Source organism: sulfur-oxidizing endosymbiont of Gigantopelta aegis (assembly GCF_016097415.1).
In the GTDB taxonomy this organism is placed as follows: domain Bacteria; phylum Pseudomonadota; class Gammaproteobacteria; order GRL18; family GRL18; genus GRL18.
Map to the genome: position 1 here is coordinate 1,364,969 of NZ_JAEHGE010000001.1, position 23,446 is coordinate 1,388,414.

24 protein-coding genes, 1 tRNA gene and 1 pseudogene are annotated in these 23,446 nt (G+C 40.0%); 18 read left to right on the forward strand and 8 right to left on the reverse strand.

Going from position 1 to position 23,446, the window contains the following annotated elements:
- Positions 1-70: 70 nt before the first annotated feature.
- The 4 genes and pseudogenes from JEU79_RS07030 to JEU79_RS07050 form a co-directional block, all read right to left on the reverse strand.
- Positions 71-493: a hypothetical protein gene (locus JEU79_RS07030; protein WP_198263525.1), complete on the reverse strand. Its 423-nt coding sequence runs from the start codon at positions 491-493 to the stop codon at positions 71-73.
- Between the two features lie 71 nt (positions 494-564).
- Positions 565-1,377: pseudogene (locus JEU79_RS26220) on the reverse strand (IS1595 family transposase); the annotation flags it as partial.
- 53 nt (positions 1,378-1,430) lie between these two features.
- Entirely contained in the window at positions 1,431-2,162 is a 732-nt protein-coding gene (locus tag JEU79_RS07045) for an HAD family hydrolase (protein WP_281400846.1), read from the reverse strand.
- A gap of 165 nt (positions 2,163-2,327) precedes the next feature.
- Positions 2,328-2,404 (reverse strand) — tRNA-Asp (locus JEU79_RS07050).
- Positions 2,405-2,651: 247 nt separating this feature from the next.
- On the opposite strand from JEU79_RS07050, the gene JEU79_RS07055 reads away from it, so the two are divergent.
- The 17 genes from JEU79_RS07055 to JEU79_RS07135 all read left to right on the forward strand — a co-directional run bounded on the left by JEU79_RS07055 (position 2,652) and on the right by JEU79_RS07135 (position 18,675).
- Positions 2,652-3,518: an MOSC domain-containing protein gene (locus JEU79_RS07055; RefSeq protein WP_198263529.1), complete on the forward strand. Its 867-nt coding sequence runs from the start codon at positions 2,652-2,654 to the stop codon at positions 3,516-3,518.
- A gap of 497 nt (positions 3,519-4,015) precedes the next feature.
- Positions 4,016-4,702: a cytochrome c biogenesis heme-transporting ATPase CcmA gene (gene ccmA, locus JEU79_RS07060; protein WP_246540077.1), complete on the forward strand. Its 687-nt coding sequence runs from the start codon at positions 4,016-4,018 to the stop codon at positions 4,700-4,702.
- A 217-nt stretch (positions 4,703-4,919) separates the two neighbouring features.
- Complete coding sequence (gene ccmB, locus JEU79_RS07065; protein WP_198263531.1) at positions 4,920-5,588, forward strand: heme exporter protein CcmB; 669 nt, start codon at positions 4,920-4,922, stop codon at positions 5,586-5,588.
- Positions 5,588-6,361 carry a heme ABC transporter permease gene (locus JEU79_RS07070; RefSeq protein ID WP_281400847.1) on the forward strand — a complete coding sequence of 258 codons (774 nt, stop codon included), beginning with the start codon at positions 5,588-5,590 and terminating at the stop codon, positions 6,359-6,361. The genes ccmB and JEU79_RS07070 overlap by 1 nt, the downstream gene beginning before the upstream one ends.
- Positions 6,362-6,419: 58 nt before the next feature.
- Positions 6,420-6,620 (forward strand): heme exporter protein CcmD, encoded by a 201-nt coding sequence (gene ccmD, locus JEU79_RS07075; RefSeq protein ID WP_198263532.1) that lies wholly within the window; start codon positions 6,420-6,422, stop codon positions 6,618-6,620.
- Positions 6,617-7,192, forward strand: a complete 576-nt coding sequence (gene ccmE / locus JEU79_RS07080; protein WP_198263533.1) for a cytochrome c maturation protein CcmE — start codon at positions 6,617-6,619, stop codon at positions 7,190-7,192. The genes ccmD and ccmE overlap by 4 nt, the downstream gene beginning before the upstream one ends.
- Positions 7,189-9,177 carry a heme lyase CcmF/NrfE family subunit gene (locus JEU79_RS07085; RefSeq protein ID WP_198263534.1) on the forward strand — a complete coding sequence of 663 codons (1,989 nt, stop codon included), beginning with the start codon at positions 7,189-7,191 and terminating at the stop codon, positions 9,175-9,177. The genes ccmE and JEU79_RS07085 overlap by 4 nt, the downstream gene beginning before the upstream one ends.
- A 42-nt stretch (positions 9,178-9,219) precedes the next feature.
- Positions 9,220-9,756 (forward strand): DsbE family thiol:disulfide interchange protein, encoded by a 537-nt coding sequence (locus JEU79_RS07090; protein ID WP_198263535.1) that lies wholly within the window; start codon positions 9,220-9,222, stop codon positions 9,754-9,756.
- Positions 9,753-10,238 (forward strand): cytochrome c-type biogenesis protein, encoded by a 486-nt coding sequence (locus tag JEU79_RS07095; RefSeq protein ID WP_198263536.1) that lies wholly within the window; start codon positions 9,753-9,755, stop codon positions 10,236-10,238. Before JEU79_RS07090 ends, JEU79_RS07095 begins: the two co-directional genes overlap by 4 nt.
- A gap of 16 nt (positions 10,239-10,254) precedes the next feature.
- Positions 10,255-11,697 (forward strand): c-type cytochrome biogenesis protein CcmI, encoded by a 1,443-nt coding sequence (gene ccmI / locus JEU79_RS07100; RefSeq protein WP_198263537.1) that lies wholly within the window; start codon positions 10,255-10,257, stop codon positions 11,695-11,697.
- A gap of 351 nt (positions 11,698-12,048) precedes the next feature.
- Positions 12,049-12,597, forward strand: coding sequence for a ferredoxin-type protein NapF (napF, locus tag JEU79_RS07105; protein ID WP_246540079.1), 549 nt, complete (start codon positions 12,049-12,051; stop codon positions 12,595-12,597).
- 46 nt (positions 12,598-12,643) lie between these two features.
- On the forward strand, positions 12,644-12,901 hold the full coding sequence (locus JEU79_RS07110) for a chaperone NapD (RefSeq protein WP_281400848.1): 258 nt from the start codon (positions 12,644-12,646) through the stop codon (positions 12,899-12,901).
- Positions 12,901-15,435, forward strand: a complete 2,535-nt coding sequence (gene napA, locus JEU79_RS07115) for a nitrate reductase catalytic subunit NapA (protein WP_198263539.1) — start codon at positions 12,901-12,903, stop codon at positions 15,433-15,435. The genes JEU79_RS07110 and napA overlap by 1 nt, the downstream gene beginning before the upstream one ends.
- A 52-nt stretch (positions 15,436-15,487) precedes the next feature.
- Positions 15,488-16,378: a ferredoxin-type protein NapG gene (gene napG / locus JEU79_RS07120; protein ID WP_198263540.1), complete on the forward strand. Its 891-nt coding sequence runs from the start codon at positions 15,488-15,490 to the stop codon at positions 16,376-16,378.
- On the forward strand, positions 16,378-17,217 hold the full coding sequence (gene napH, locus JEU79_RS07125; protein WP_198263541.1) for a quinol dehydrogenase ferredoxin subunit NapH: 840 nt from the start codon (positions 16,378-16,380) through the stop codon (positions 17,215-17,217). Before napG ends, napH begins: the two co-directional genes overlap by 1 nt.
- A gap of 66 nt (positions 17,218-17,283) precedes the next feature.
- Complete coding sequence (locus tag JEU79_RS07130; protein WP_198263542.1) at positions 17,284-17,757, forward strand: nitrate reductase cytochrome c-type subunit; 474 nt, start codon at positions 17,284-17,286, stop codon at positions 17,755-17,757.
- Positions 17,758-18,108: 351 nt separating this feature from the next.
- Positions 18,109-18,675, forward strand: coding sequence for a NapC/NirT family cytochrome c (locus JEU79_RS07135; protein WP_198263543.1), 567 nt, complete (start codon positions 18,109-18,111; stop codon positions 18,673-18,675).
- Positions 18,676-18,877: 202 nt separating this feature from the next.
- Here the strand turns inward: JEU79_RS07135 and JEU79_RS07140 are convergent, their stop codons facing one another.
- From JEU79_RS07140 to JEU79_RS07150, 3 genes are read right to left on the reverse strand one after another with little or no spacing between them, the layout of a single operon-like run.
- Positions 18,878-19,117, reverse strand: a complete 240-nt coding sequence (locus tag JEU79_RS07140; RefSeq protein ID WP_198263544.1) for a hypothetical protein — start codon at positions 19,115-19,117, stop codon at positions 18,878-18,880.
- On the reverse strand, positions 19,117-20,967 hold the full coding sequence (locus tag JEU79_RS07145; protein ID WP_198263545.1) for a Na/Pi cotransporter family protein: 1,851 nt from the start codon (positions 20,965-20,967) through the stop codon (positions 19,117-19,119). Before JEU79_RS07145 ends, JEU79_RS07140 begins: the two co-directional genes overlap by 1 nt.
- A gap of 45 nt (positions 20,968-21,012) precedes the next feature.
- A complete protein-coding gene (locus JEU79_RS07150) occupies positions 21,013-21,897 on the reverse strand; it encodes an ABC transporter substrate-binding protein (protein WP_198263546.1) in 885 nt (294 codons plus the stop codon).
- Between the two features lie 325 nt (positions 21,898-22,222).
- On the opposite strand from JEU79_RS07150, the gene JEU79_RS07155 reads away from it, so the two are divergent.
- The gene (locus tag JEU79_RS07155; protein WP_198263547.1) at positions 22,223-23,095 is read left to right on the forward strand and encodes a DMT family transporter; all 873 of its coding nucleotides are present in this window, start codon (positions 22,223-22,225) and stop codon (positions 23,093-23,095) included.
- A gap of 60 nt (positions 23,096-23,155) precedes the next feature.
- Here the strand turns inward: JEU79_RS07155 and JEU79_RS07160 are convergent, their stop codons facing one another.
- Positions 23,156-23,356, reverse strand: coding sequence for a hypothetical protein (locus JEU79_RS07160; protein WP_198263548.1), 201 nt, complete (start codon positions 23,354-23,356; stop codon positions 23,156-23,158).
- Positions 23,357-23,446 lie beyond the last annotated feature (90 nt).

Consider the following 23,446-nt stretch of genomic DNA (forward strand, 5'->3'; position numbering starts at 1 on the left):
AGTACTACATGATTGAGGCTTTTAGTTAAAAGAACGAAGTCTGCATTTCCAAATATCATGGGTATAAAATTTAATGAGTATGAAGGTTAAAGGAGTGTAAAACTTCTTCTAAAACGCCGGGATCGGGTAATGAGGCAAAAACAAAAAATAGCCAGATAGGGGCGAAAATAATGGCATAAAGACGTAACATCCAATTGGATTGGTCTAACCACCATTGCGACATATTATGCAAACTGTCTTCGGAGAAGAAAGGCATGGTCATGGCTAGGAATATCACGGCGATACCCAGAAATAGCATCATATTGGGAAAACCGGTGAACGGTGCAGCAGCAATGATGATGAAGCCCATTAACATACGTAAAATAATAACAGTATTAATCCAACGTGGGGCAAAGAAAAAGAATAGGATATTTTTCATGGTTGAAGTGAAAAACAGTAACATGATACTGGTGAGAAATAAAATACTGGCAATTGAGGTAATAATATAAGCCATCGAAGCTCCAATGTGAGTTGAGAGACAGGTTTAAACACCCTTTATTCGATTATAACGCTTCTTGATTACAACCTTGGCATCATGTCTTTTAAGTTAAAGCGTCTATTAAACCGATAACAAAATTCAGCAAGATACCGAGGTAAATGTTTTGAGTTAATGGAATGATAGCTTCCCTTCATAGAGTTTTTAATATTACCTATCATAGTGTTAACCCAGATAAACTCAATTTTATCAACACTTGCCGCACCACCACCCGTGACGATTGGAACATGCTTACAGTCAGCTTCTTTAACCGCAGGAAAACAATTTAACCCATCTGAGTAAACAGTACTTCCAGGTGTTAAATGAGTTTGTGCCCATCGTTTTATTTCACTGGATTTAAACCCTTTAAGCACATTTAAATTCATTGCAATCGGGTGTCCATCTTCATTAGTAGAAACGGCTGCAACGAACGGTGTTTTATTTTCTGAACCACGACCTCTGGAGCCGCCTCTGTGCTCACCACCCCAGTAGGCATCATCAATTTGAATGATGCCTGATAAAGGTTTACTGTCATCACGTTCTTTCATAACCTGCATGATCTTTTGTTTCATACTCCAGGCTGTATACTTACCTTAAGCTGTCTCTTTAATTCTAATGCTGAAACCGCTGTCTTGAGTCATAAGATGAATCTCCACTTTAAAGGCAGTTTAATGCTCAAATATTGTCCCACAGGTTGCTGATCTTCAATTGCAATAAGTCTTATTGCCACACTCTGGGCAAACAAATCCATCAGGAAATTTCCATTTAAATAAGGCTTGTCGGCACTGTTTGTCAGTGCCATAATCATTAAAAAGCTCAAATAAACTATAACCTTCTTGAAACTGAATTTTATTTTTTGACATCATTCTACTCCACACATAATCTATACTTTAATTATAGTATAATTATAGTATAATTATCGAAATATGGCGGAGCTTTGTGGGTAATCAAGTAACGCTTTGAGTATGTCAGGCAATTGATTTAGTTGATCTATCTCTATGAAAGGTGGATTAATTTTTTCTGGCCAGGGCAAGTGGTCACGATTAAGCCAGATGGCACGAATGCCTGATTGTTGCGCACCTTGGATATCAGTAAGGGGATCATCACCGATATGAATGACTTCATGGGCTTCTAATTGCTGTTTTTCTAATAAGGAATTGAAAACAATGGGATGTGGTTTTTGCTTGCCCGCATCCGCCGCAGACCAGGAAAAGTCGAATAGATGTCCAAGACCCACTTGGTAAATATCTGCATTACCATTACTGACCGCACCAAGACGAAAGTCTGCCTTGAGTGTTTTTAGAGTCGGGATAACATCTTCGTACAAACTGACCTTATTACGTTCGTTAATGTAAAACTCATAAGCAGCCTGTATGAATTGCTTTTCTTGTTCGGGAGAATAGCCCATTTCCCGGGACAGCAGGGCAAATGATTTTTTACGTACAGCAGTGAGATCATGTGCGATATGTTGATGCTTAGTGACTAATTGTGTGCGTTTTTCACGTAACTGCTTAATGTTATATTGTGCTGGGATATAGGGGTGATGTTGACTAAACCATTGATGTAAGCGTTCTTCGGTGCGCGTGATAGTGATCATGCAGGGCCACAGGGTATCATCGAGATCAAAGGTCAGTAATTTTATGGGCATAAAAAGATACGATTGGAATTATTTAAAAAAATATTTAATCGATAGGCAGTAAATTGCTGAGAGAAAGAATAACAAAGTTTCAGCAAAAAAAAGAATGAATAATTTTTTAGATAAGCTCACTATAATAGGGCTTAAAAAGTAATAGCAAAACTATTCATATAAATGTGGCGGAACGGACGGGACTCGAACCCGCGACCCCCTGCGTGACAGGCAGGTATTCTAACCAGCTGAACTACCGCTCCGAAGTGGTGCGTATTATATGATACTGAAAAATAAATACTAGTCTTTTTTGAAAGTTTTTAAAAAAAAAGAATAGACTGATTTTACATGCTTGTTTTATAAGGATTCTTCATAAGCAATATCTGAAAAAGAATTTTATGCGCTAAATAAATTGATCCTTTCACTGAGCAAAGTCATTTTCAATATGCCAATCAGAATGGTATTCTAGGCGAAATTAAATAACTCAAATTTAAAGGCAAGGCGAATATCATGAGTGATATTATAGTTTCCCAATTATGGATTTATCCACTTAAATCAATGCGGGGGATTTCACTGGATAGCGTGCAATTGGAAAAAAGAGGTTTCCAATATGATCGACGCTGGATGTTGATAGATGAAAATAATCGTTTTATTACTCAGCGCCAACATCCCAAAATGACCTTAATTGAGCCTAGCTTTGAAAAAGGTATTGCTGATTATGGCTTGTCCGTGCGAGCGCCGGATATGCCGGTGTTAATCATTCCTTATCCTGACCAACAGATAGAGTTGTACGATGAAGTCGAAGTGACCTGTTGGGATGATCAAGTAAAAGCACACCACATCAATACGGCTATTGATAATTGGTTTAGTGAATTTTTAGGCGTTGATTGCCAATTGGTCTATATGCCTGATGATAGCATTCGTCCAGTCGATCCTGATTATGTCTTGGATAAAGAAAAAGATATTGCCAGTTTTTCAGATGGCTTTCCCAATCTGGTGATCAGTGAAGCCTCTTTGGCTGATTTGAATAACCGAGTGGATATTGACTTAAGCATGAATCGTTTTCGTCCTAATATCGTTATTTCAGGCTGTGAAGCCTATGCTGAAGATCAATTGGGTCACTTTAAAATTGCTGCCATTGATTTTTATGCTGTTAAACCTTGCTCACGCTGCGTCATTACCACGGTGAATCCAGAAAATGGCGAAAAAGAAAGTCGTGAACCTTTGCAAACCCTTGCTTTATTTAGAAAAAAACAAAATAAAGTCTTCTTTGGTCAGAATTTATTACATAAATTAACTTATTTAAGTGATAATCGCCTGAATATTGGTGATAAAGTTGAAATTGTTGAGCCGGGTGAAGCCATAGAATTTGACTAGTTTACTCAACATTTGCGAAACAATATTTTACTCACAATAGCTGTGGATAAGTCTGTGAATAAACTTTGGGTAAAACGCTGAAAGCTTGACGTCATTAAGTTATGTTACAAATTGATTACAAAATGAACAGACTTTAAAGTTAAAAATAATTTATTTAAAAACAATGAGTTAAAAAATAGTTTGTAAAGAGAGTTGACATGCTTAATATAAAAGATAATTCTGATATAGTGCCTGTGTAAAACTCTTAACACAGCTTTTTTGTTGTGTAAAACTATTTCACTGAGAAAATGCATTATCTTAAATACAGTACGAAAAAACAGTCACTTGCTGGGATATTTTAATCCTGAATTTGTGAATTATGGGCAAGTTGACTAATATGAGCGAAAAGATTGCTAAAATGAACATTTAAGTTCATCTTTTCTTAATCATTTATGCTTTTAAATGGTATTGAAATACCAAAAAAAAGCATAATAATCAAACCTTCAATGAATATAACCGTGTCATACGAAAATAATATACCATCCGATAATAATTCATCGCCTCAAGCTGTAAAAGGTTTGAAAGTTCAGAATCTGACCTGTGAACGAGGCTATAGAGAACTTTTTACTGATCTTAACTTTATGCTTTCTCCCGGTGAAGTTTTGCACATCAAAGGTGAAAATGGCACTGGGAAGACCAGTTTATTAAGAATTCTATCGGGATTGGCTTTGCCAATCAGCGGTGAAATTAGCTTCGATGGCTATGATTGCCGCAAGTTTCGCAGTGAATACAATGAGAATATTGCTTTTATGGGGCATAAACTGGGTATCAAATTAGAATTGACACCCGTAGAGAATGTTCGTAGTTATTGTGAATTAAGCACTCAGCATAGTGAGCAAGCCATTCTGGATGTATTAGAAAAAGTTGGCTTGTACGGCTTTGAAGAGATGTATTGCAATCAGCTCTCTGCGGGTCAAAAACGCCGAGTTGCTATTGCTCAGGCAATCTTATCCAAGGCGCGTTTATGGCTTTTGGATGAACCTTTCACCTCATTAGATGTGGTTGGTGTGGCATTTTTTCTACAAGTTATTCAACAACATGTCAATGAAGGTGGTATGGTTTTACTGACCACTCATCAGGAAGTTAACCTGAAAAACTGCACGACTAAATACCTGCAATTACCCTCTGGGCAACTCAGTGACTAAACTTTATAGTTTCGCCTAAACCCCCTCCTTGTAAGATGACATTAGGTCAATTTTGTCGTTAGTTATTTGTCCTTAGCTTTGATATGCATCATGAATATGAGTGATAACAAGCATAAATTACTATATTTGCATTGTTTAATACTATTATGTGCCTGCATAACCATGTAAAATGCACATTTTGTCAATAATCCTGAAGTAATAATAGGGTAGAAACTGAGTGTATAACGCTTTTCTTAGTTTATTAAAACGTGATTTACGTCTGGCCTTCAGACATAAGAGTGAAATATTCAATCCATTATTTTTCTTTGTAATAGTGGTGACACTTTTTCCTTTGGGGATCAGTCCCGAAAAACAAACCTTAGCTGAAATTGGCCCAGGTATTATCTGGGTGGCTGCATTATTAGCTTCTATGCTCTCTTTGGATTCTCTTTTTCGTTCTGATTATGATGATGGCACCTTAGAATTGATGTTATTGAGCGAATATCCTTTGTCTATTATGGTGTTAGCAAAAATTATTGTGCATTGGCTGATCACTGGTTTCCCGATTATTATTTTCTCTCCTTTGCTCGGTACGGTGATGTTTTTAAGCCCGGATGCTATCGAAACCTTGATGATAACCTTATTGTTAGGCACACCCATATTAAGTTTAATTGGTGCGATTGGTATGGCACTGGTTGTTGCCTTAAAACGTGGCGGGATGTTATTGTCACTATTGGTATTACCTTTATATATTCCCGTATTAATTTTTTCTTCCAATGCAGTTGGCAGCAGCATGGCAGGTTTATCGATCTCCGGTCAGCTTTATTTTCTGGCCGCTTTTATGATTTTTTGTTTAACCCTAGCGCCCATTGCCACCTCCGCTGCACTTAGAGTGAGTCTCGAATAATGAAATCTCAAAAGACCGGTTTTTTTAAATCCGTGATGAAGTTTATTTATCACTTTGCTTCACCGAAACATTTTTATCGTATCTCCGGAAAAATGATCCCTTGGCTTGGTTGGTCAGCTGCGTTACTGCTAATTGCCGGCAGTATCGATGGCTTATTTCTTGCCCCAGTGGATTACCAGCAGGGTGACAGCTATCGTATTATTTACATTCATGTTCCAGCAGCCTGGATGTCCATGTTTATCTATATGGTGATGGCGATATCTGGTGCCATAGGTATGATTTGGAAAATTAAACTCGCCGATGTGGTCGCCAGCAGTAGTGCGCCCATTGGTGCGGCTTTTACCTTTTTGGCTTTAGTCACGGGTTCTATTTGGGGTAAGCCAATGTGGGGTGCATGGTGGGTTTGGGATGCACGTTTAACTTCAGAGCTGATCTTATTATTTCTCTATCTGGGATTTATGGCTTTAGAAGCCGCCATTGAAGAGCCTCGCGCTGCGGCAAGAGCCTGTGCGATATTGGCTATTGTGGGTGTAATTAACATTCCTATCATTCATTATTCAGTTGAATGGTGGAATACCTTGCATCAGGGTGCGACAGTGACCAAGTTTGATAAGCCTTCAATTCATATCTCTATGCTCATCCCTTTATTATTAATGGCCTTGGGTTTTAAACTTTATTACGCCACTGTGGTCTTAATACGAGCGAGAAATAAAGTCTTATATACTGAACAGAATAATAGTTGGGTGAAAGAGATCGTTAAAGTGAATACTTGATAGGTATGATCTACGAATAATCACCCATTACAAAATTTATTAAATATGAGTTATTAATATGCTTGAAATGTTACAAATGGGAAAATACGGCGCTTATGTCTGGTCATCCTATGGCATTGCCGCTGTGGTGATGGGCTATGTTGCCTTTAAACCGCTGCTCGATAAGAAAGCTATTTTTAAGGAATTAATGATGAAATACCGTCGAGAAGCACATCAAAAAGCGGCTCAAGCACAAGCAAAAACGCAGGAAAACCCATGAACCCGAAACGTAAAAATCGCCTGATATTGATTTTATTAATCTTAGCCGGTGTTGGCGCTGCCGTGACTCTGGGCCTTAAAGCCTTGGATCAAAATTTACTTTATTTTTTCAGTCCCACCCAGGTAAAAGCCGGTGAAGCGCCGATTGATCACTCCTTTCGTCTCGGTGGACTCGTCACTACCGGCAGTGTTAAGCGTGAAAAAGATGGTATGACTATCCACTTCGATATTACTGATGGTGGTGAAACCATCGCTGTGACTTATGTGGGAATTTTGCCAGATTTATTTCGTGAAGGTCAGGGCATTGTTGCCACGGGTAAAATGGATGGTTCAACTAAAATGCTCGCGGATGGCAATAAGGTGCCTCACTTTGTTGCAGACGTAGTGCTCGCCAAACACGATGAAAATTATATGCCTCCAGAGGTTCAAGACGCTTTAGATAAAGCGCAAGAAGAAGGCAAAAAGAAAATGGCAGAAAATACTAACGCCCAAAGCACTACTTCTAATAATATTCCTAGTAATACCTCCAACAACACCCCTAAAAATGAAGCACCAGGAGCTGTCACACAATGATACCTGAAATTGGCAACTTTGCCCTGACGATTGCCCTGGCAATCGCTATTATTCTGGCGGCTTTACCCTTAATTGGCGCACATAAAAATAATCTGCAACTTATGCAGTTTTCCCGTTATGCGGTAGTGGCTCAGTTTTTGATGATTTTGATATCCTTTATTGCGCTGGCTTATTCCTTTGCGGTGGATGATTTTTCAGTCCGGTATGTCGCATCAAACTCTAATTCAGCATTGCCTATGATGTTTAAAATTTCCGCCGTATGGGGAGCACATGAAGGCTCCTTTTTATTATGGCTGTTAATTCTTTCCATCTGGACAGTTGCAGTGGCTTTTTTCAGTAAAAGTCTGCCCATAGCCATGACGTCAAGAGTGTTGGCGGTAATGGGTTTGCTGAGTATCGGGTTCCTATTATTTATTATATTTACTTCAAATCCATTTGATCGTCTTTTCCCTGCCGCTTTGGACGGTAAGGACTTAAACCCCTTGTTGCAAGATTTTGGCTTAGTCATTCATCCGCCCATGCTTTATATGGGCTATGTGGGCTTTTCAGTGGTCTTCAGTATTACCATTGCTGGGCTGATTTCAGGTCAGTTAGATTCGGCTTGGGCTCGTTGGTCGCGTCCTTGGACAGTCATTGCTTGGGTGTTCTTAACGCTGGGTATCGCATTAGGTAGTTGGTGGGCTTATTATGAATTAGGCTGGGGTGGCTGGTGGTTCTGGGATCCCGTTGAGAACGCATCGTTCATGCCTTGGTTAGTCGGTACGGCATTAATTCACTCCTTAGTCGTGACTGAAAAACGTGGTGCCTTCAAAAGCTGGACGGTGCTATTATCCTTAATGGCTTTCTCTCTAAGCTTATTAGGTACTTTTTTAGTGCGCTCAGGGGTATTGGTTTCCGTACATGCCTTCGCCTCTGATCCAACTCGTGGCTCGTTTATTCTGGCTTTCTTGGTACTGGTGATTGGTGGTTCTCTCATGCTTTATGCCATTCGTGGTGCTTCCATGAATGGCGGCGGTCAATTTAATTTATTTTCCAAAGACACCTTTATGCTCTTAGGAAACATCCTGCTGACAGTTGCCTGTGCTATGGTCTTGCTCGGTACACTTTATCCGTTATTAGATCAGCTGATAGACTTAGGTAAATTATCCGTGGGCGAACCGTACTTTAATACCGTCTTTGTGCCTATTATGCTACCGGCGCTGGTGATTATGTCCATGGCTCCCTTGATGCGCTGGAAGAGTGATACCTTTGAACGCGTTGCCAAACAAATGATTATTCCGTTGTTTGTTGCTTTGTCAGTCGGTATTGCCATGCTCTTTATTGAAAAAGGCTCGATCATGGTTGCTTTAAGTATTGGCCTTGCAACGCTGGTGGTCTCAAGTGTGGTTATGAGCTTTGTGCTTCGCGTGCGTAACAAAGGCAATGCCTTTGCTGCGATGAAAAAAATTCCCTTATCATTCTATGGTATGAATGTCGCCCATATTGGTATTGCTATCTTCGTGGTCGGTGTTACCTTTACAGAGTCCATGAGTTTGCAAAAAGATTTACGGATGGAACCTGGTGACACCATTAGTTTAGGTGGTTACTCCTTTACTTTTGAAGGTGCTAGTTCACATCAAGGACCCAACTATATCGCCTATGAAGGCGCTATCAGTGTCATGGGGCCTAAAGGTGAAGAAGTGGCTGTCTTGACCCCGCAAAAACGAACCTATCAAGTGAGTGGTATGCCAATGACTGAAGCGGGCATTGATGCAGGTATGTTCCGTGACTTATTCGTTGCGCTGGCGGAACAATTAGACAATGGTGCCTGGAGCTTGCGAATTTATTATAAGCCCTTTATACGCTGGATTTGGTTGGGTTGTATTTTCATGGGCTTGGGTGGTTTTATTGCTGTATTGGATCGACGTTATCGTTTAAAGACAGTTGATGGTGATAGCAAAGAAACTGATAGCACAAACAATGACCCAAAAGTTGCCTTGGCATAAGGTCGCTTTAGCCTATTTAAGAACTGAACTAAAGAAGAAAAAATGAAAAAACAATACATGACACCGCTAATTATTTTTGGATTGTTGGTGGTCTTACTCATTGTAGGATTAATCAAATCTGAATTTATTCGTGATGTACCATCACCTTTAATAGGTAAGCCTGTACCTAATTTTACATTGCCAACAGTTGAAGCCGATCAAACAGCCTTCAGTAGTAAAGAATTACAGGGCAAGGTCTATTTAGTCAATATCTGGGCTTCCTGGTGTGTATCCTGTCGTGCTGAACATGAGATTTTGAATTATGCAGCAAAACAAGGCATTAAAATTTATGGCATTAATTATAAAGACGAGATAGAAGATGCCCGTCGTTGGTTGGCTGCTCGTGGTAATCCCTATGTGAAAAGCGGCCATGATTTGGCTGGTCGAATAGGTATTGACTGGGGCGTTTATGGTGTACCGGAAACATTTATTATTGATAAAAAAGGCATGATTCGCTATAAGCATACTGGCCCGGTTTATATTGATGATTTGAATAAGAAACTCATTCCATTAATCAAACAACTTGAGGCAGAATCATGAAACGTAAATTAATCAGTTTTTTACTGATACTCGGTGTTTCATTATTTGCACTACAAGTACAAGCAGGCCCTAAGGGCGCACCTAAAGATCCAATCGTCTTTAATGATCCGCAAATAGAAAGTGATTATTTAGAATTGGCTGAAGAGTTACGTTGTCTGGTTTGTCAGAATCAAAACCTAATTGATTCCAATGCTGATTTAGCGGATGATTTACGCCGTGAAGTGGCCAAAATGCTGAAGCAGGGCAAAACTAAGGAACAAGTGACTGAGTTTATGGTCGAGCGTTATGGTGATTTTGTCTTATACAATCCTCCGTTTAAAATACAGACTTTGCTCTTGTGGGCAGGCCCCTTTGTACTGATGTTTTGGGGTTTGTTTAGCATGATGAAAAAAATTAAAGCGGGCAAAACTGAAGAAAATAGTAGTGTTGCGCTTTCTGAGCAAGAAAAAGAAAAGCTGCAAGCAATTCTAAAGAACAAATAATAAAGGTAAAACAAGCATGTGGGTACTATGGTTAATTTGTGCAATATTAGTGGTAATAGCGATACTGCTATTAATACAGCCTTTATTTAAGACTTATTCTGCTGATGAATTGGTTGAAACTCAGGGGCAGGCTGATCAGCGTAAAGCGTTGAATATTAAACTCTATGAAGAAAAGAAAGTTCAAATTGAACTGGACTTTAATAATGGCTTACTCAGTGAAGAAGCGCGTATTCAGGCGCAAAATGAAATTGAGCATAGCTTAATCGATGATGCAGCGTCTTCAAGCTCGGTCGAATTAGTGCAATTAAGCAATGCCAGTGCAAAAAAACTATCGATTGCCATGCTGATTTTTATTCCTGTTTTTTCTGTTGTGGTTTATATTTCCATCATACCCGGTAATATTGAACAAATTGTGCTGGCTCAGCCGCTAAGCAATGATGCCCATGCTGCTCAAAAACAAGTGCCTGATATTAGTGCGATGGTGGCGTCTTTAGAAAAGAAATTAGAACAAGATGCGGGTAATGCTCAGGGCTGGAATATGTTGGGGCGTTCTTATATGGTGCTAAAGCGTTATGATGACGCGGTGATTGCTTATGAAAAATCCTTAGTCCTGGTTAAGAAAGAGGATGCTGTTGAGATTCCCGAATTAGAAATTAATTATGTCGAAGCCTTAATGCAAACAGGTCAGAAGGCTTCTTATCAGAAAGCACAGGCTATTTTATCTGCGACTTTAAAAGCTGATCCGAATAATGGTGATGCCTTGTGGTTTATGGGCTTTCTTGATTATGAAAATGGTCAAAAAGCAACGGCTGCTAAGCGTTGGACTCATCTATTGACCTTGTTACCGGACGATAGTGAGCAGTCGCGCATTGTAAGTTCTTATTTGAGTCATGTGACGACTGAATTGAATGGTGGCGTACCGGTTGCTAAAAAAGCAGCTATAGCAAAAACACAGACTGCATCAGCATCACAAACACAGACAGTCGCTAAAAGTGGGCCTGCACCGGGTCAGCAACTCACGGGCTCAAAAGATGAGCAGGCATTTATTGCAGCGATGATTGCTCGAGTAGAAAAGCGTGTTAAAGACAATCCGCAGGATCTGAAAGGCTGGCAAACGCTGGGTAAGTCCTATGGTGTACTTAATCGTCTAGATGATTCAGCAGATGCCTATGGCAAGGCTGTGAAACTGGATCCCACGAATGCTAATCTTATGATGAGCTATTCTGATGCAGTGATTAAAACTAAAAATAGTGAACAGCTTAACAAAGCACGTATGTTATTTGCACAATTGGCTGAGAATAATCCTAAAAACTTAGACGCCTTATTCCTTTCCGGTTCCTTAGCTCGCATGGCGGGTGATAAAGAAGCGGCCAAGCAATTCTGGAGTGCTCTGCTACCACAACTACCTGCAGGTAGTGATGCATATAAGAACGTAGAGGCAAATATTAAGTCATTATAATTGTATTGAACGAGAGAGCATGGACAAGGACAGGCCATGCTCTCAGCTCGTTTAATCCAGTATATACTCATGATACTTGAAAATATCTCGCTGCATTTTCAAGTATCATGGGTATAGATCCTATTCTATCCAATCTCATAAACCCTTCGAACTCTCTCTATCAAAAGCACTAAAAATATTTATAAGTAATTGAATATTATATATAAAACTGTCTATAGTAATAACTTAGCAAATTACTAAATTAATAACCTCTAATAAAACAAGGTTAATATTGATTTATGTCAATGCTCTGATAGACTGATAGCGTAAACTTAACTTTAACGTTCTGTAGCAGAGAAGTTGCATTCATTAATGACAAAAATAACGCGTATGCAGTTGCTAAGAGGGGATTTAAAAGGAGAAAAAACTCTTTTTAGACCACCTTGGGCTCTTCCTGAAGAATATTTTATAGATTATTGTACGCGTTGTAATAAGTGTGTTGATGCCTGCTTTGACGAATTGATCGTCAAAGGGCGTGGTGGTTTTCCACAAATGGACTTCAAACGAGGTGGCTGTGATTTTTGTGAAGATTGCTTGAATATTTGTCCGGATAATGCACTTAAGAAAGTTCCTACTAACGTTATAGAAAAAGAATTTCTACCTCCATGGCAAATAAAGGCCAGTATTGACCTGAGTAATTGTCTTTCAATGAATGCGACCATCTGTCGCTCTTGTGGTGAGTCTTGTGATGATGAGGCCATTAACTTTACTTTAAAACTCGGTGGAATCGCCGAACCAGAGCTTAATGTTGATGCATGTACTGGATGTGGTGCCTGTTTTTCAGTCTGCCCGGTGCAGGTTATTAGTTTAAGGTCTATAGTATTAGACAAAGAGAATCACCAAGTATCAGAAATGAGTTAAATTTTTGTTAATAATGAACACAATTGAGTGAAAAAGAAGAAAATATATGAATATATGCAGTGTCATTGTGAGTGCTAAACCGGAAAAATCTCACGCAATTAGTCAGTTGCTTGAAGAGATGGAAGGTATTGATGTTTTCGGCGGTGTCGATGAGGGAAAAATAATTGCTACACTTGAAGACAGTGGTGAAAAAGCCCTGGCTGACAAAATGGCAGCGATAAATAATTTAAAAGGTGTGATAAATGCAACGATGATTTATCACCAGGAAGCAGATATTAAAGAAATGGAAGAGGAGATCGTATAGTGAGTATAACAAGGCGTGATTTTATAAAAAGCAATGCAGCGGTTGCTGCTGCTTCAGTTGCTGGTGTTACTTTACCCGTTAGCGTTACTCAGGCAGCAGATTCTGCTGATGATGGCATTCGCTGGGATAAGGCTGCTTGTCGTTTCTGTGGTACCGGTTGTAGTGTATTGGTCGGTACTAAGGGTGGCAAAATGGTTGCCAATCAGGGCGACCCCGATGCACCCGTTAATAAGGGTTTAAACTGTATTAAAGGTTATTTCTTAACCAAAATTATGTACGGTAAAGATCGTTTAACCAAACCTTTACTGCGTAAGAAAAATGGCAAGTATGATAAAAATGGTGATTTCACTGAAGTCAGTTGGGATGAAGCATTTGATACCATGGCAGACAAGTGGAAAACCACCTTAAAAGATAAAGGTCCAACGGCTGTCGGTATGTTTGGCTCTGGTCAGTGGACAGTCTGGGAAGGTTATGCAGCGTCTAAAATGATTAAGGCTGGTTTCCGTTCGAATAACCTCGATCCTAACGCTCGTCACTGTATGGCATCTGCTGTAGGTGGTTTTATGCGTGCTTTTGGTATTGATGAGCCCATGGGCTGTTATGATGATTTAGAACATGCTGATGCGTTCGTGCTATGGGGTTCTAATATGGCCGAGATGCATCCAATTCTCTGGTCACGTATTACTGATACGCGTTTAACTAAGAAAGACAGTGAAGTTCATGTATTATCTACTTTTGAACACCGCTCCTTTGAACTTGCTGACAATGGCATTATCTTTAAGCCGCAGACTGACTTGGCGATTTTGAACTATATTGCTAACTACATCATTGAAAATGGTGCGGTGAATAAAGAGTTTATGGATAAGCACGTTGCGTTGCATCAGGCAACTACCGATATTGGTTATGGCTTACGTCCAGAGCATCCTTTGGAAAAGAAAGCAAAGAACAATGGTAAAACCAAGGGCAAGCATCCTGCGATTGATATGGCGCAATATACGGCTTCAGTTAAGCCTTATACCTTGAAAAAAACCAGTGAAATATCTGGTGTACCAGAAGAAAAACTACTTAAACTGGCCAAGCTCTATGCTGACCCAGACAAAAAGATTGTTTCTTTATGGACTATGGGCTTCAACCAGCACACTCGTGGCGTTTGGGCAAATGGTTTGATGTATAATGTTCACTTACTTACGGGTAAAATTTCTATCCCAGGTAGCGGACCATTTTCATTAACCGGTCAGCCTTCTGCTTGTGGTACAGCACGTGAAGTAGGTACTTTCTCACATCGTCTACCCGCAGATTTAGTGGTGAAGAAAGAAGCACATCGTGATATCGCAGAGAAAATCTGGAAATTACCCAAGGGGACGATTAATCCCAAGCCGGGTTACCATGCTGTCTTGCAAAACCGCATGCTTAAAGATGGCAAATTGAATGCTTATTGGGTGCAGTGTACTAATAATGCTCAAGCGGCAGCGAACTTCAATGAAGAAACTTTTCCGGGGTATCGTAATCCTGCCAACTTTATTACTGTGTCGGATCCCTATCCCACGGTGACAGCTATGGCTGCTGATTTGATTTTACCGACTGCAATGTGGGTGGAAAAAGAAGGTGCTTATGGTAACGCAGAACGTCGTACTCAATTCTGGCGTCAACAGGTACAAGCACCAGGTGAATCTAAGTCTGATTTATGGCAGTTAATGGAATTTACCAAGCGTTTCAAAATGACTGATGTTTGGCCTGAAGATTTGTTGGCTAAAATGCCTGAATACAAAGATAAAACTATGTATCAGGTCTTGTATGAGAATGGTCAGGTTAATCAATTTGATGCACAGGAAATTAAAGATTCTGATGGTAATACCTATCAAAATGATGAAATGGATCACTTTGGTTTTTATGTACAAAAAGGTCTGTTTGAAGAATATGCTGAATTTGGCCGTGGTCATGGACATGATTTAGCTCCCTTTGATATGTATCATAAAGCACGTGGCTTACGCTGGCCTGTAGTGGACGGCAAAGAAACCCTATGGCGTTTCCGTGAAGGTTATGATCCTTATGTTGCCAAGCTTAATCCAGATGGTGCAAAGGGTGATGCTTACTTCTACGGCAATCATAAGAAGAATGGTGGTAAGGCGAAGATTATTTCTGCCCCTTATGAGCCGCCTGCTGAAAGCCCTAACGAAGAGCATGATCTGTGGTTATGTACCGGTCGTGTCTTGGAGCATTGGCATTCAGGTTCAATGACACGTCGTGTGCCTGAACTGTATCGTGCAGTACCCGATGCAGTCATCTATATGAATAAGAAAGATGCCAAGAAACGTAAATTACGTAATGGCTCTAAGGCTAAGTTGATGACGATTCGTGGTGAAATTGAAGCACGTATTGAAACCAAAGGACGTAACAAGCCACCAGAAGGTTTGGTATTTGTACCTTGGTTTGATGCCAGTCGTTTAATTAACAAGGCGACATTGGATGCAACTGATCCGCTTTCTAAAGAAACTGATTATAAGAAATGCGCATGTAAAGTTGTGAAAGCTTAGTCTTTTAATCAAGTTACAATTGTAAAAAGTATGAAAAAAAGTATTAACGATAATGGAGAAAAATAAAACCGATACAGTGACTGCAAAGGCAAGCATCAACCGCCGCCGGTTTTTGGGTAATACCCTAAAAACCGCTTGCGGTACGGCCTTGCTCGGTGTTGGCATGGGGACTTATTCCCGCCAAGCCGAGTCTATGCCGGCTTGGGCAATTCGACCACCGGGTGCGTTACCGGCAGACGAGTTTTCCGGCGCTTGTATACGCTGTGGTTTATGTGTCAGAGATTGTCCTTATGATATGTTAAGACTGGCTGAGTTAGGTGAGCATGTCGCATTGGGAACGCCTTATTTCATTGCTCGGGAAAAACCCTGTGAAATGTGTGAAGACATCCCCTGTGCAGCCGCTTGTCCGACTAATGCATTGAGTCATGAACTCAAGGTCATTGAAGAGGCTCGAATGGGTCTTGCTGTTTTGATCGATCAGGAAGAATGTATTGCTTTTCAGGGACTACGTTGTGAAGTTTGTTTTAATGTCTGCCCTGTTCAGGGTGATGCGATAAGCATTGAAATGAGACACAACCGACGTTCAGGAAAACACGCAATGTTTATTCCTGTGGTGCATTCAGATGCCTGTACTGGCTGTGGTAAATGTGAGAAGGCTTGTATTCTGGAAGAAGCGGCGATTAAAGTGTTACCTATCGATCTGGCTAAAGGTCTGCTAGGCAAGCATTATCGCTTTGGTTGGAAACAAAAGGAAGCGACAGGTGAAAGCTTAGTCGCGCCGGATGTTGAACATCGTTATAACTTACCTCAAGGGGTGCGTTATGACTACAATCAGGGTGGATTGTCGTTGCCATCGGAAGCACGGGCTGATGAATCGTCTTCGCCATTTTCTTCCAACCCTCTTGATAGTTTGAAAAAACTTCAGGAGCAACAGGAGAAATAATGCAGGACTTTTATCAACGCTCACTGGCAAAGAAAGGCTGGCTTAGAGCAAACAAATGGCTGCTGCTTCGTCGCATGAGTCAATTGGGGCTGTTAGCACTTTTTCTAGTCGGACCTTTATTTGGAGTTTGGTTAGTACAAGGCAACTTGGCATCGAGTTTGACTCTGGATACCTTACCGCTTTCTGATCCCTACGTGATGTTACAGGGGTTGATGGCAGGTCATATGCCAGTTACTGAAGGCCTAATTGGTGTTGCCATTGTGGTCAGTTTTTATTGGCTGGTCGGAGGGCGGGTTTATTGCTCTTGGATTTGTCCTGTCAATATTGTCACTGACATGGCCGCTTGGCTGAGGAGAAAACTGGGCTTGAAAGTATCCAGCCCTTTTTCCAAAAACACGCGTTATTGGTTGTTGGCATTGACCTTAATTTTGCCAATCATCACCGGTGCGATCGTTTGGGAATTGTTTAATCCGGTGTCTCTGATGTTTCGCGGCATAGTATTTGGCATGGGCTGGGCCTGGATGGTCATTATCGGTATCTTCGTTTTTGACGTGTTTATCAGTCAACGAGGATGGTGCGGGCATATCTGTCCTGTGGGTGCTTTTTATAGCCTTATCGGCACAAAAAGCATGCTCAGAATAAGTGCGGATAAACGTGAACAATGTGATGACTGTAATGATTGTTATGTTGTTTGCCCTGAACCCAAGGTGATACAGCCAGCACTTAAAGGTGCTGATAAAGGTGTTAGCGCTTTGATTGATGATAGTCTTTGTACTAATTGCGGTCGCTGTATTGATATCTGTCATGAGGATGTATTCAATTTTTCGAATCGTTTTTAATTATTGTGTTTGAATTCTTAATGGTTTGGGTTGTTATGATCCAAACGTTATATGGAGATGTAAAAAATGTGTAAAAATATAAAATCAATAAACCTGCTGTTAGATAATTGCTCTTACAAAAAAAATATCATGATTTTTCTCGTTGCAATGGCAGCGGTGATGTTTTCAACCGCAGCATTGTCAGTGCAATCACTGCGTGGCGGTTATCCTTTGGAGTCTGATACTGAAAGTGTACCCAAACATAAGGTGAACACAGAAGAAGGTGGTTATGATCGTAATTTTAAATTGCAACCCCCTATGATTCCACATAAAACAGCTAAATATCGTATTAATTTAAAAAATAATGGTTGTTTAAAATGTCATAGTGAAAAAAGTTATAAAAAAGAGAATGCACCAAAGGTGGGTGATAGTCATTATATTGACCGTGACGGTAAAACTCTGAAAACTATTTCTAAACGTCGTTATTTCTGTACTCAGTGTCATGCACCACAGGTTAAGAGTAAGCCTCTCGTTAAAAATACCTATGAAGGTATTGATTAGTCTTGCTAAAAAACACGCAGCACACTTAAACCTAAAAAAAATCAGTTGAACCTACTGCGACCGCCTTATGCACTGAATCTTAAGGGTTTTCCAGAACATTTTGACTTCACCCGTAGGGTGACTACGAATAAAGCCAAAATAACCTGTAAACCCCTTAATCTTCATCACCTAAGTCGCTCTCGCTACGATTCAACTGAGGTTTCTAGGTTAAAATATCCATATAATTACTATGTGTATATTCTAATGATCTAATGGGTGGTGTATACTGCACCCATTCGATGACTAGCCAGCGTGAATTGGCTAAAATTGATTGACTAGATTTTATTAAAAAAGAAAGTGGGATTAAGAATAATGGGATTATTTTCAAAAGAAGGTACGTTTAAAGTACTGTTTTTTGGCTTCGTCATGGGTATTATTTTCTGGGGCGGCTTTAATACCGCCATGGAAGCAACCAATCAGGAATCATTTTGTATTTCCTGTCACGAAATGGAAAACAATGTGTATCAGGAATACACAGAAACCATTCACTATTCAAACCGTACGGGTGTGAGAGCAACTTGTCCTGATTGTCACGTACCTAAAGAATGGATACATAAAATTATTCGTAAAATTCAGGCTTCTAATGAAATTTATCACAAGTTATTAGGCACGATTGATACCCGCGAAAAATTTGAAGCAGAACGTCTTAATTTAGCTACCCATGAATGGGCACGTATGTTAAGTACCGATTCGCGTGAGTGTCGTAACTGCCATGACTTTGACTCCATGGACTTTGATAAGCAAGAGTCTCGTAGTGCCAATCGCCATGAAGAAGCAATCGATAATGGCTGGACTTGTATCGAGTGTCACAAAGGTATTGCTCATGAGCTACCTGCTGGCTATGATCCTGCTGATGATACGCCAGGAGGCGATCAATAAGCTCTTAAAGAGACAGATTAAATTAAGCCAATTTATCTTTACATTGGTAGGATGTGGTGAGGAACGAACCGCATCAAAGACGTATATTTAAACAAGGTTTGATCTGTGCCCTTTTAAACTTATCGCTTAATGCGCCATAAAAAAAGCCTGACAGATTTTCTGCCAGGCTTTTTTTATGGGCGATAATGAATTCTAGTTCAGGTTAATTATTTTTTAGAGCCGCCAGACCTTTCTTGCGTTTTGCATGAATAATGGCAATTTTTCTATTGAACATTTTACGTTTATCTTTTGAGGAGGTTATAGCGCATTTTTCGATTAGGCTCTTTTCTTTGGCTTTTAATTCTTTGAGTAATTGTTTTAATTCCTCAGCATATTTATTGCGTTTATTCTTGCCCATGTCAAGAAAGTTTCTTAATTGTTGTAAAAGTTTTTTACTACTCATTATGATAGACTCCGCTTAGTATTTTCATTGTTTTCTGCCTGCTCTTTTATATCATCATTGATGGCATCAAGTTCTTCATCATCGAGTATCAGAGTACGTTCAGCATTGCTTAAATCGTGATTGCGTTTGATAAATAAGGTTTCGCCCATTTGTATTAGATTCCTATAAATATTTGCGGCGTAGGTGACATCATTCATAAGGGAAGTTGCCATTTCAGCGGTAATTAAGTTCTTTCGGATGGACTGGGATAGCCAAGTATTCATATTGGAGATATGCTCGTCCAATAACAGTCTTAAATGATCCAAGGAGAACAGTGTTTTTTCACCTTCACCCTCATTTTCTAAATTAATGGATTCAAGTTCACGAATTAACAAACACAATTCTACTCGTATTAGGGTATAGGCCTCCTTCATTTTTGGATTGCTTGACATACCATAAACGGATAGGTTTTTTTGCAGGTGTTTCGTATCTTTAACGGCATCAGTAATGTTTTGGTTGGCTTTACGAAGCCAGTGGATTTCTCCCGATTGCTCCATTTCCCATGAAAAACCGGCCTTACTGATAAAGCTGACAATTTCGCTATAGAGTGACTTAATATTCAGTGTGTAAGCCGTGTCGATATCATAGGGACTTATTTTCTTTTGTGTATTGGCGATATGATCAAGGTCACTATTTGAGAGTACGTCTGAACGTTTAAAACCAAATGTCCCGGAAAAAATATTAATGGCATTATCCCAAACCCTGAGTGTTTCATTGCGTACGGCTTCCGTGGCGGTATCAGGAAAGCTGATGGCTGAATCGGTGAGATATTTGGGCTTGGTTCGTGATACTTGTTTTTCTTTAAACAAACCTTCGAGAAAAGTCACCAAGTAGCGAATAAATGGTAGCATGATTAACACGCCTAAGAGATTAAATAGAGTATGAAAAACAGCCAGCTTCAGGGTGTGATCATCGGCTGCAATGCCCACTTCTTCACTGATCCAGTCAACCGTTGACATCATTTGGTAGATGAAAACAATAGCGATAAAACCGGTGACCAAATTAAAAATTAAATGGGCGCCAGCGAGTCGTTTGCCTTGTTCATTGGCACTCATGGAACCAATAATTGCTGTTATTGTGGTGCCGACATTGGCTCCGATGGACAGAGCCAATGCGTTTTCGTAGCTTATCTGTCCTGAAGCCAGGGCGGTAATGGTCAGTACCAGTGTCGCATGACTTGATTGCATGACGACTGTGGCAAGGACTCCAAGCGCAGAAAATAAGAAGATGCCAGAATATCCGCTGACGGCAAACTGAGCCAGATCAAAGTTACCTTTAAACGCTTCAAAGCCTTCTTTCATGTAATGAATGCCGAGGAACAGAAAGCCTAATCCGGTAAGAATATAACCAAAGCCTTTAAGGGTATTAGAGCGTTGAAAGACTAAGAGTACACCAAATACTAGCATGGGCATGGCATAGGCTGAAATGTCCACTTTTAAGCCAAAACCAGCGACTAACCATGCGCCTGTTGTGGTGCCAAGATTCGCACCAAAAATAATCCCCACACCTTCATATAAGCCCAATAAGCCTGCGCTTAAAAATGAAATTGTAATGACTGAAACAAGTGAACTGGATTGCATTATGGTGGTGCTAAGAATACCAAAAGACAGGCTTTTCCAGAGTTTATTGGTACTTTTCTTGAGGATTTTTTCTAAGGTGCCACCGGTAAAAGCCTTAAAACCATCTTCCAGTGATAACATACCAAATAAAAAAATTGATACGCCAGCGGCAACGACTTTTAAGTCCGGGCTAATCCAAAAGCCCCATGCGAGAATGACAAAAATAACAGGTAGAAGTATTTTGCGTAACATCTGTGGTTCCTATTTTCAAAACTCTGTAAAGATATGTGTTCTAACTTAGCTCTCTAACCCGGCAATACAATCCTTCATGGGATGAGCTTTGCTAATATAACCACTGTGTAGAAAAACTTTAAGTAAATTATCATAGCTGTTTTTATTGATCTGGATATCTGCCTGCCAAGTGTTTAATTTTTTATAGTCGTCTATTGTGGTGACTAAGACGTCGCTATCAATGTTGCTCAGTAGTGGTTGAATGATATTGGCTATTTTATTAGCAGGCATTTCCAAGGTATCATGCATGGCTTGTTGATAGGCTTCCATAAAACTATCTGCCATGTCAGATTTCAACCATTCACGAGTGGCACATAGGCTACTAAAGGCAATAGGGTCAAAGGCTTCACCAATAGAAGCGACTATTTTACCATAGCCATCTTTTTCTAATTGCTGCGGTGCAGGGCCTTGCTGATGCACATAAGCCCCTTGGCCTGAGCGAAAAGCCTGATCCATTTCTGCCACATTGCCTGCATCAATGATTTTTATTTTATCAAAATCAGCGCCATTGAGATACATAGCATAACGCAAAGTCGCATGGGGTTGAAAGAGGTGATCGACCAATACTTCCTGACCTTCTAAATCTGACCATTGAAATGAATCATTTGGCTCTCGTGCGGTCAGATAAAAACCATCGCGCTTATTAATGGCTGCAAAGTGAACTATATCGACAGTATTTCCCGCTTCCAGAGCAGCAAAGCTAACAGCCGGGGCTGATTGTGCTAAATGGATAGCGCCTGAAAGTAAGTTCTTTTCAATGGGATTATCGGCTGTCGCAATACTATAATTAGGACTTAGGCCGCGTTTTTCTAAATATCCACCTTTAATGGTCATGAGTAGTGGGGTATAAAAGGCACTATGACGCAGAGCCATGATATTGATTGTCGCCATAAGGAATATTCTCAAGTGAAAAATGTTAAACTAGCTAGTGCCCACCCTACGGTCAAAATTATCAAATAATTCTAGAATAACGGATGGACACTAGCTAGGCTTTTATTCAGAGCCATCACAGATACCCATGACACTTGAAAATGCAGACTTCGTGCTTTTAACTAAAAGCCTCAATCATGTAATATTTATTACAGTCAATCGACTCTTAGTCAAAATGCCTCGTTGCGCCCTGAAAGAAGTGCCCTTGGGGTGCATTTTCAGGTGTCATGGGTATAGAAGTTTAACAAAATTCCTATCAATAAAGATCACTATTTGAGAATAATTTATGACCCGCCATTTTGAAGGGCTACTTTCAGTGCATTCTGCTGTACTTATTTTTGGTTTGACGGCGCTTTTTTCCAAATTCATCAGTTTAAATGCCATTGAAATTACTTTATTACGCAGTGTTTTTGCTGCCTTGGCCATTGCTCTGTATATTCTTTGGCTTAAAGAAAGTTTATTACTGCATAAAAAAAGAGATTATTTAATCGCCTTCTTATTAGGTTTTTTTCTTTGCACTCACTGGATAACTTATTTTCATGCCATGCAAGTGTCGTCTATTGCTATCGGGATCATTGCGCTTTACACCTATCCTGTCATTACCGTGTTTATTGAGCCTTTTTTTCATGGTGAACGACCACACATTAAAGACATTCTCAGCGCTCTGGTGGTGTTAGTTGGCATTTATTTATTAGTGCCGGAATTTTCCATTGATAATCAAACAACGCAGGGTGTATTTTGGGGTGTTTTATCGGCTTTCTTGTTTGCCATGCGTAATATTATTCATGGACGTTTTTTTAAGAGCTATCCTGCAAGGCATGCCTTGTTGTATCAAACCGTATTTGTGGTGTTGTTTTTATTACCATTCTCAGGCCAAGTGGTCTTTGAGGTGAGTCAAGTTCAGTGGTGGTGGTTTATTGTGCTAGGGGTGTTTTTCACAGCCTTGCCACATACTTTGTTTGCTAATAGTTTGTTGTATCTTAAAGCAAAAACAGTGGGCTTAATTGGTTGTATGCAGGTGGTTTACGGGACTTTGTTTGCAGCGCTATTTTTATTAGAGCTACCGGACTGGAAAACGGTCGTGGGAGGATTGATTGTGATCAGCGCTGCCGTGTTTGAAACAATCGGCAGTGTTAAACAGGGGAAGCAAGCAAAATAAAATAATGTACGCAGTCAATATGGGAAATAGATTTATTCCCCATATAAAACTAATAATGCATTAGTTCTGACGTGGTACGTAGGAAACCCAACGAGCGCCTTCAACGATTTTTTCATTGTTACTGGAATCAGTGACAGTCACAGTACGATCACCATTGACAATGACACTGACGATGCCTTCGTCATTATTAGTTATTTTAGTACCGTCTTCAAGGTCACAACCCCAAACTTGTATCGAACGTTTTACGCCTTTTCTAGCCATGATAATTTCTCGCTGTTAATACCCTAGTAAAATACTCAGGTATTATGGTAATGATTTTATTGATCTAAGTCAATAAAAGATTGTTTTATT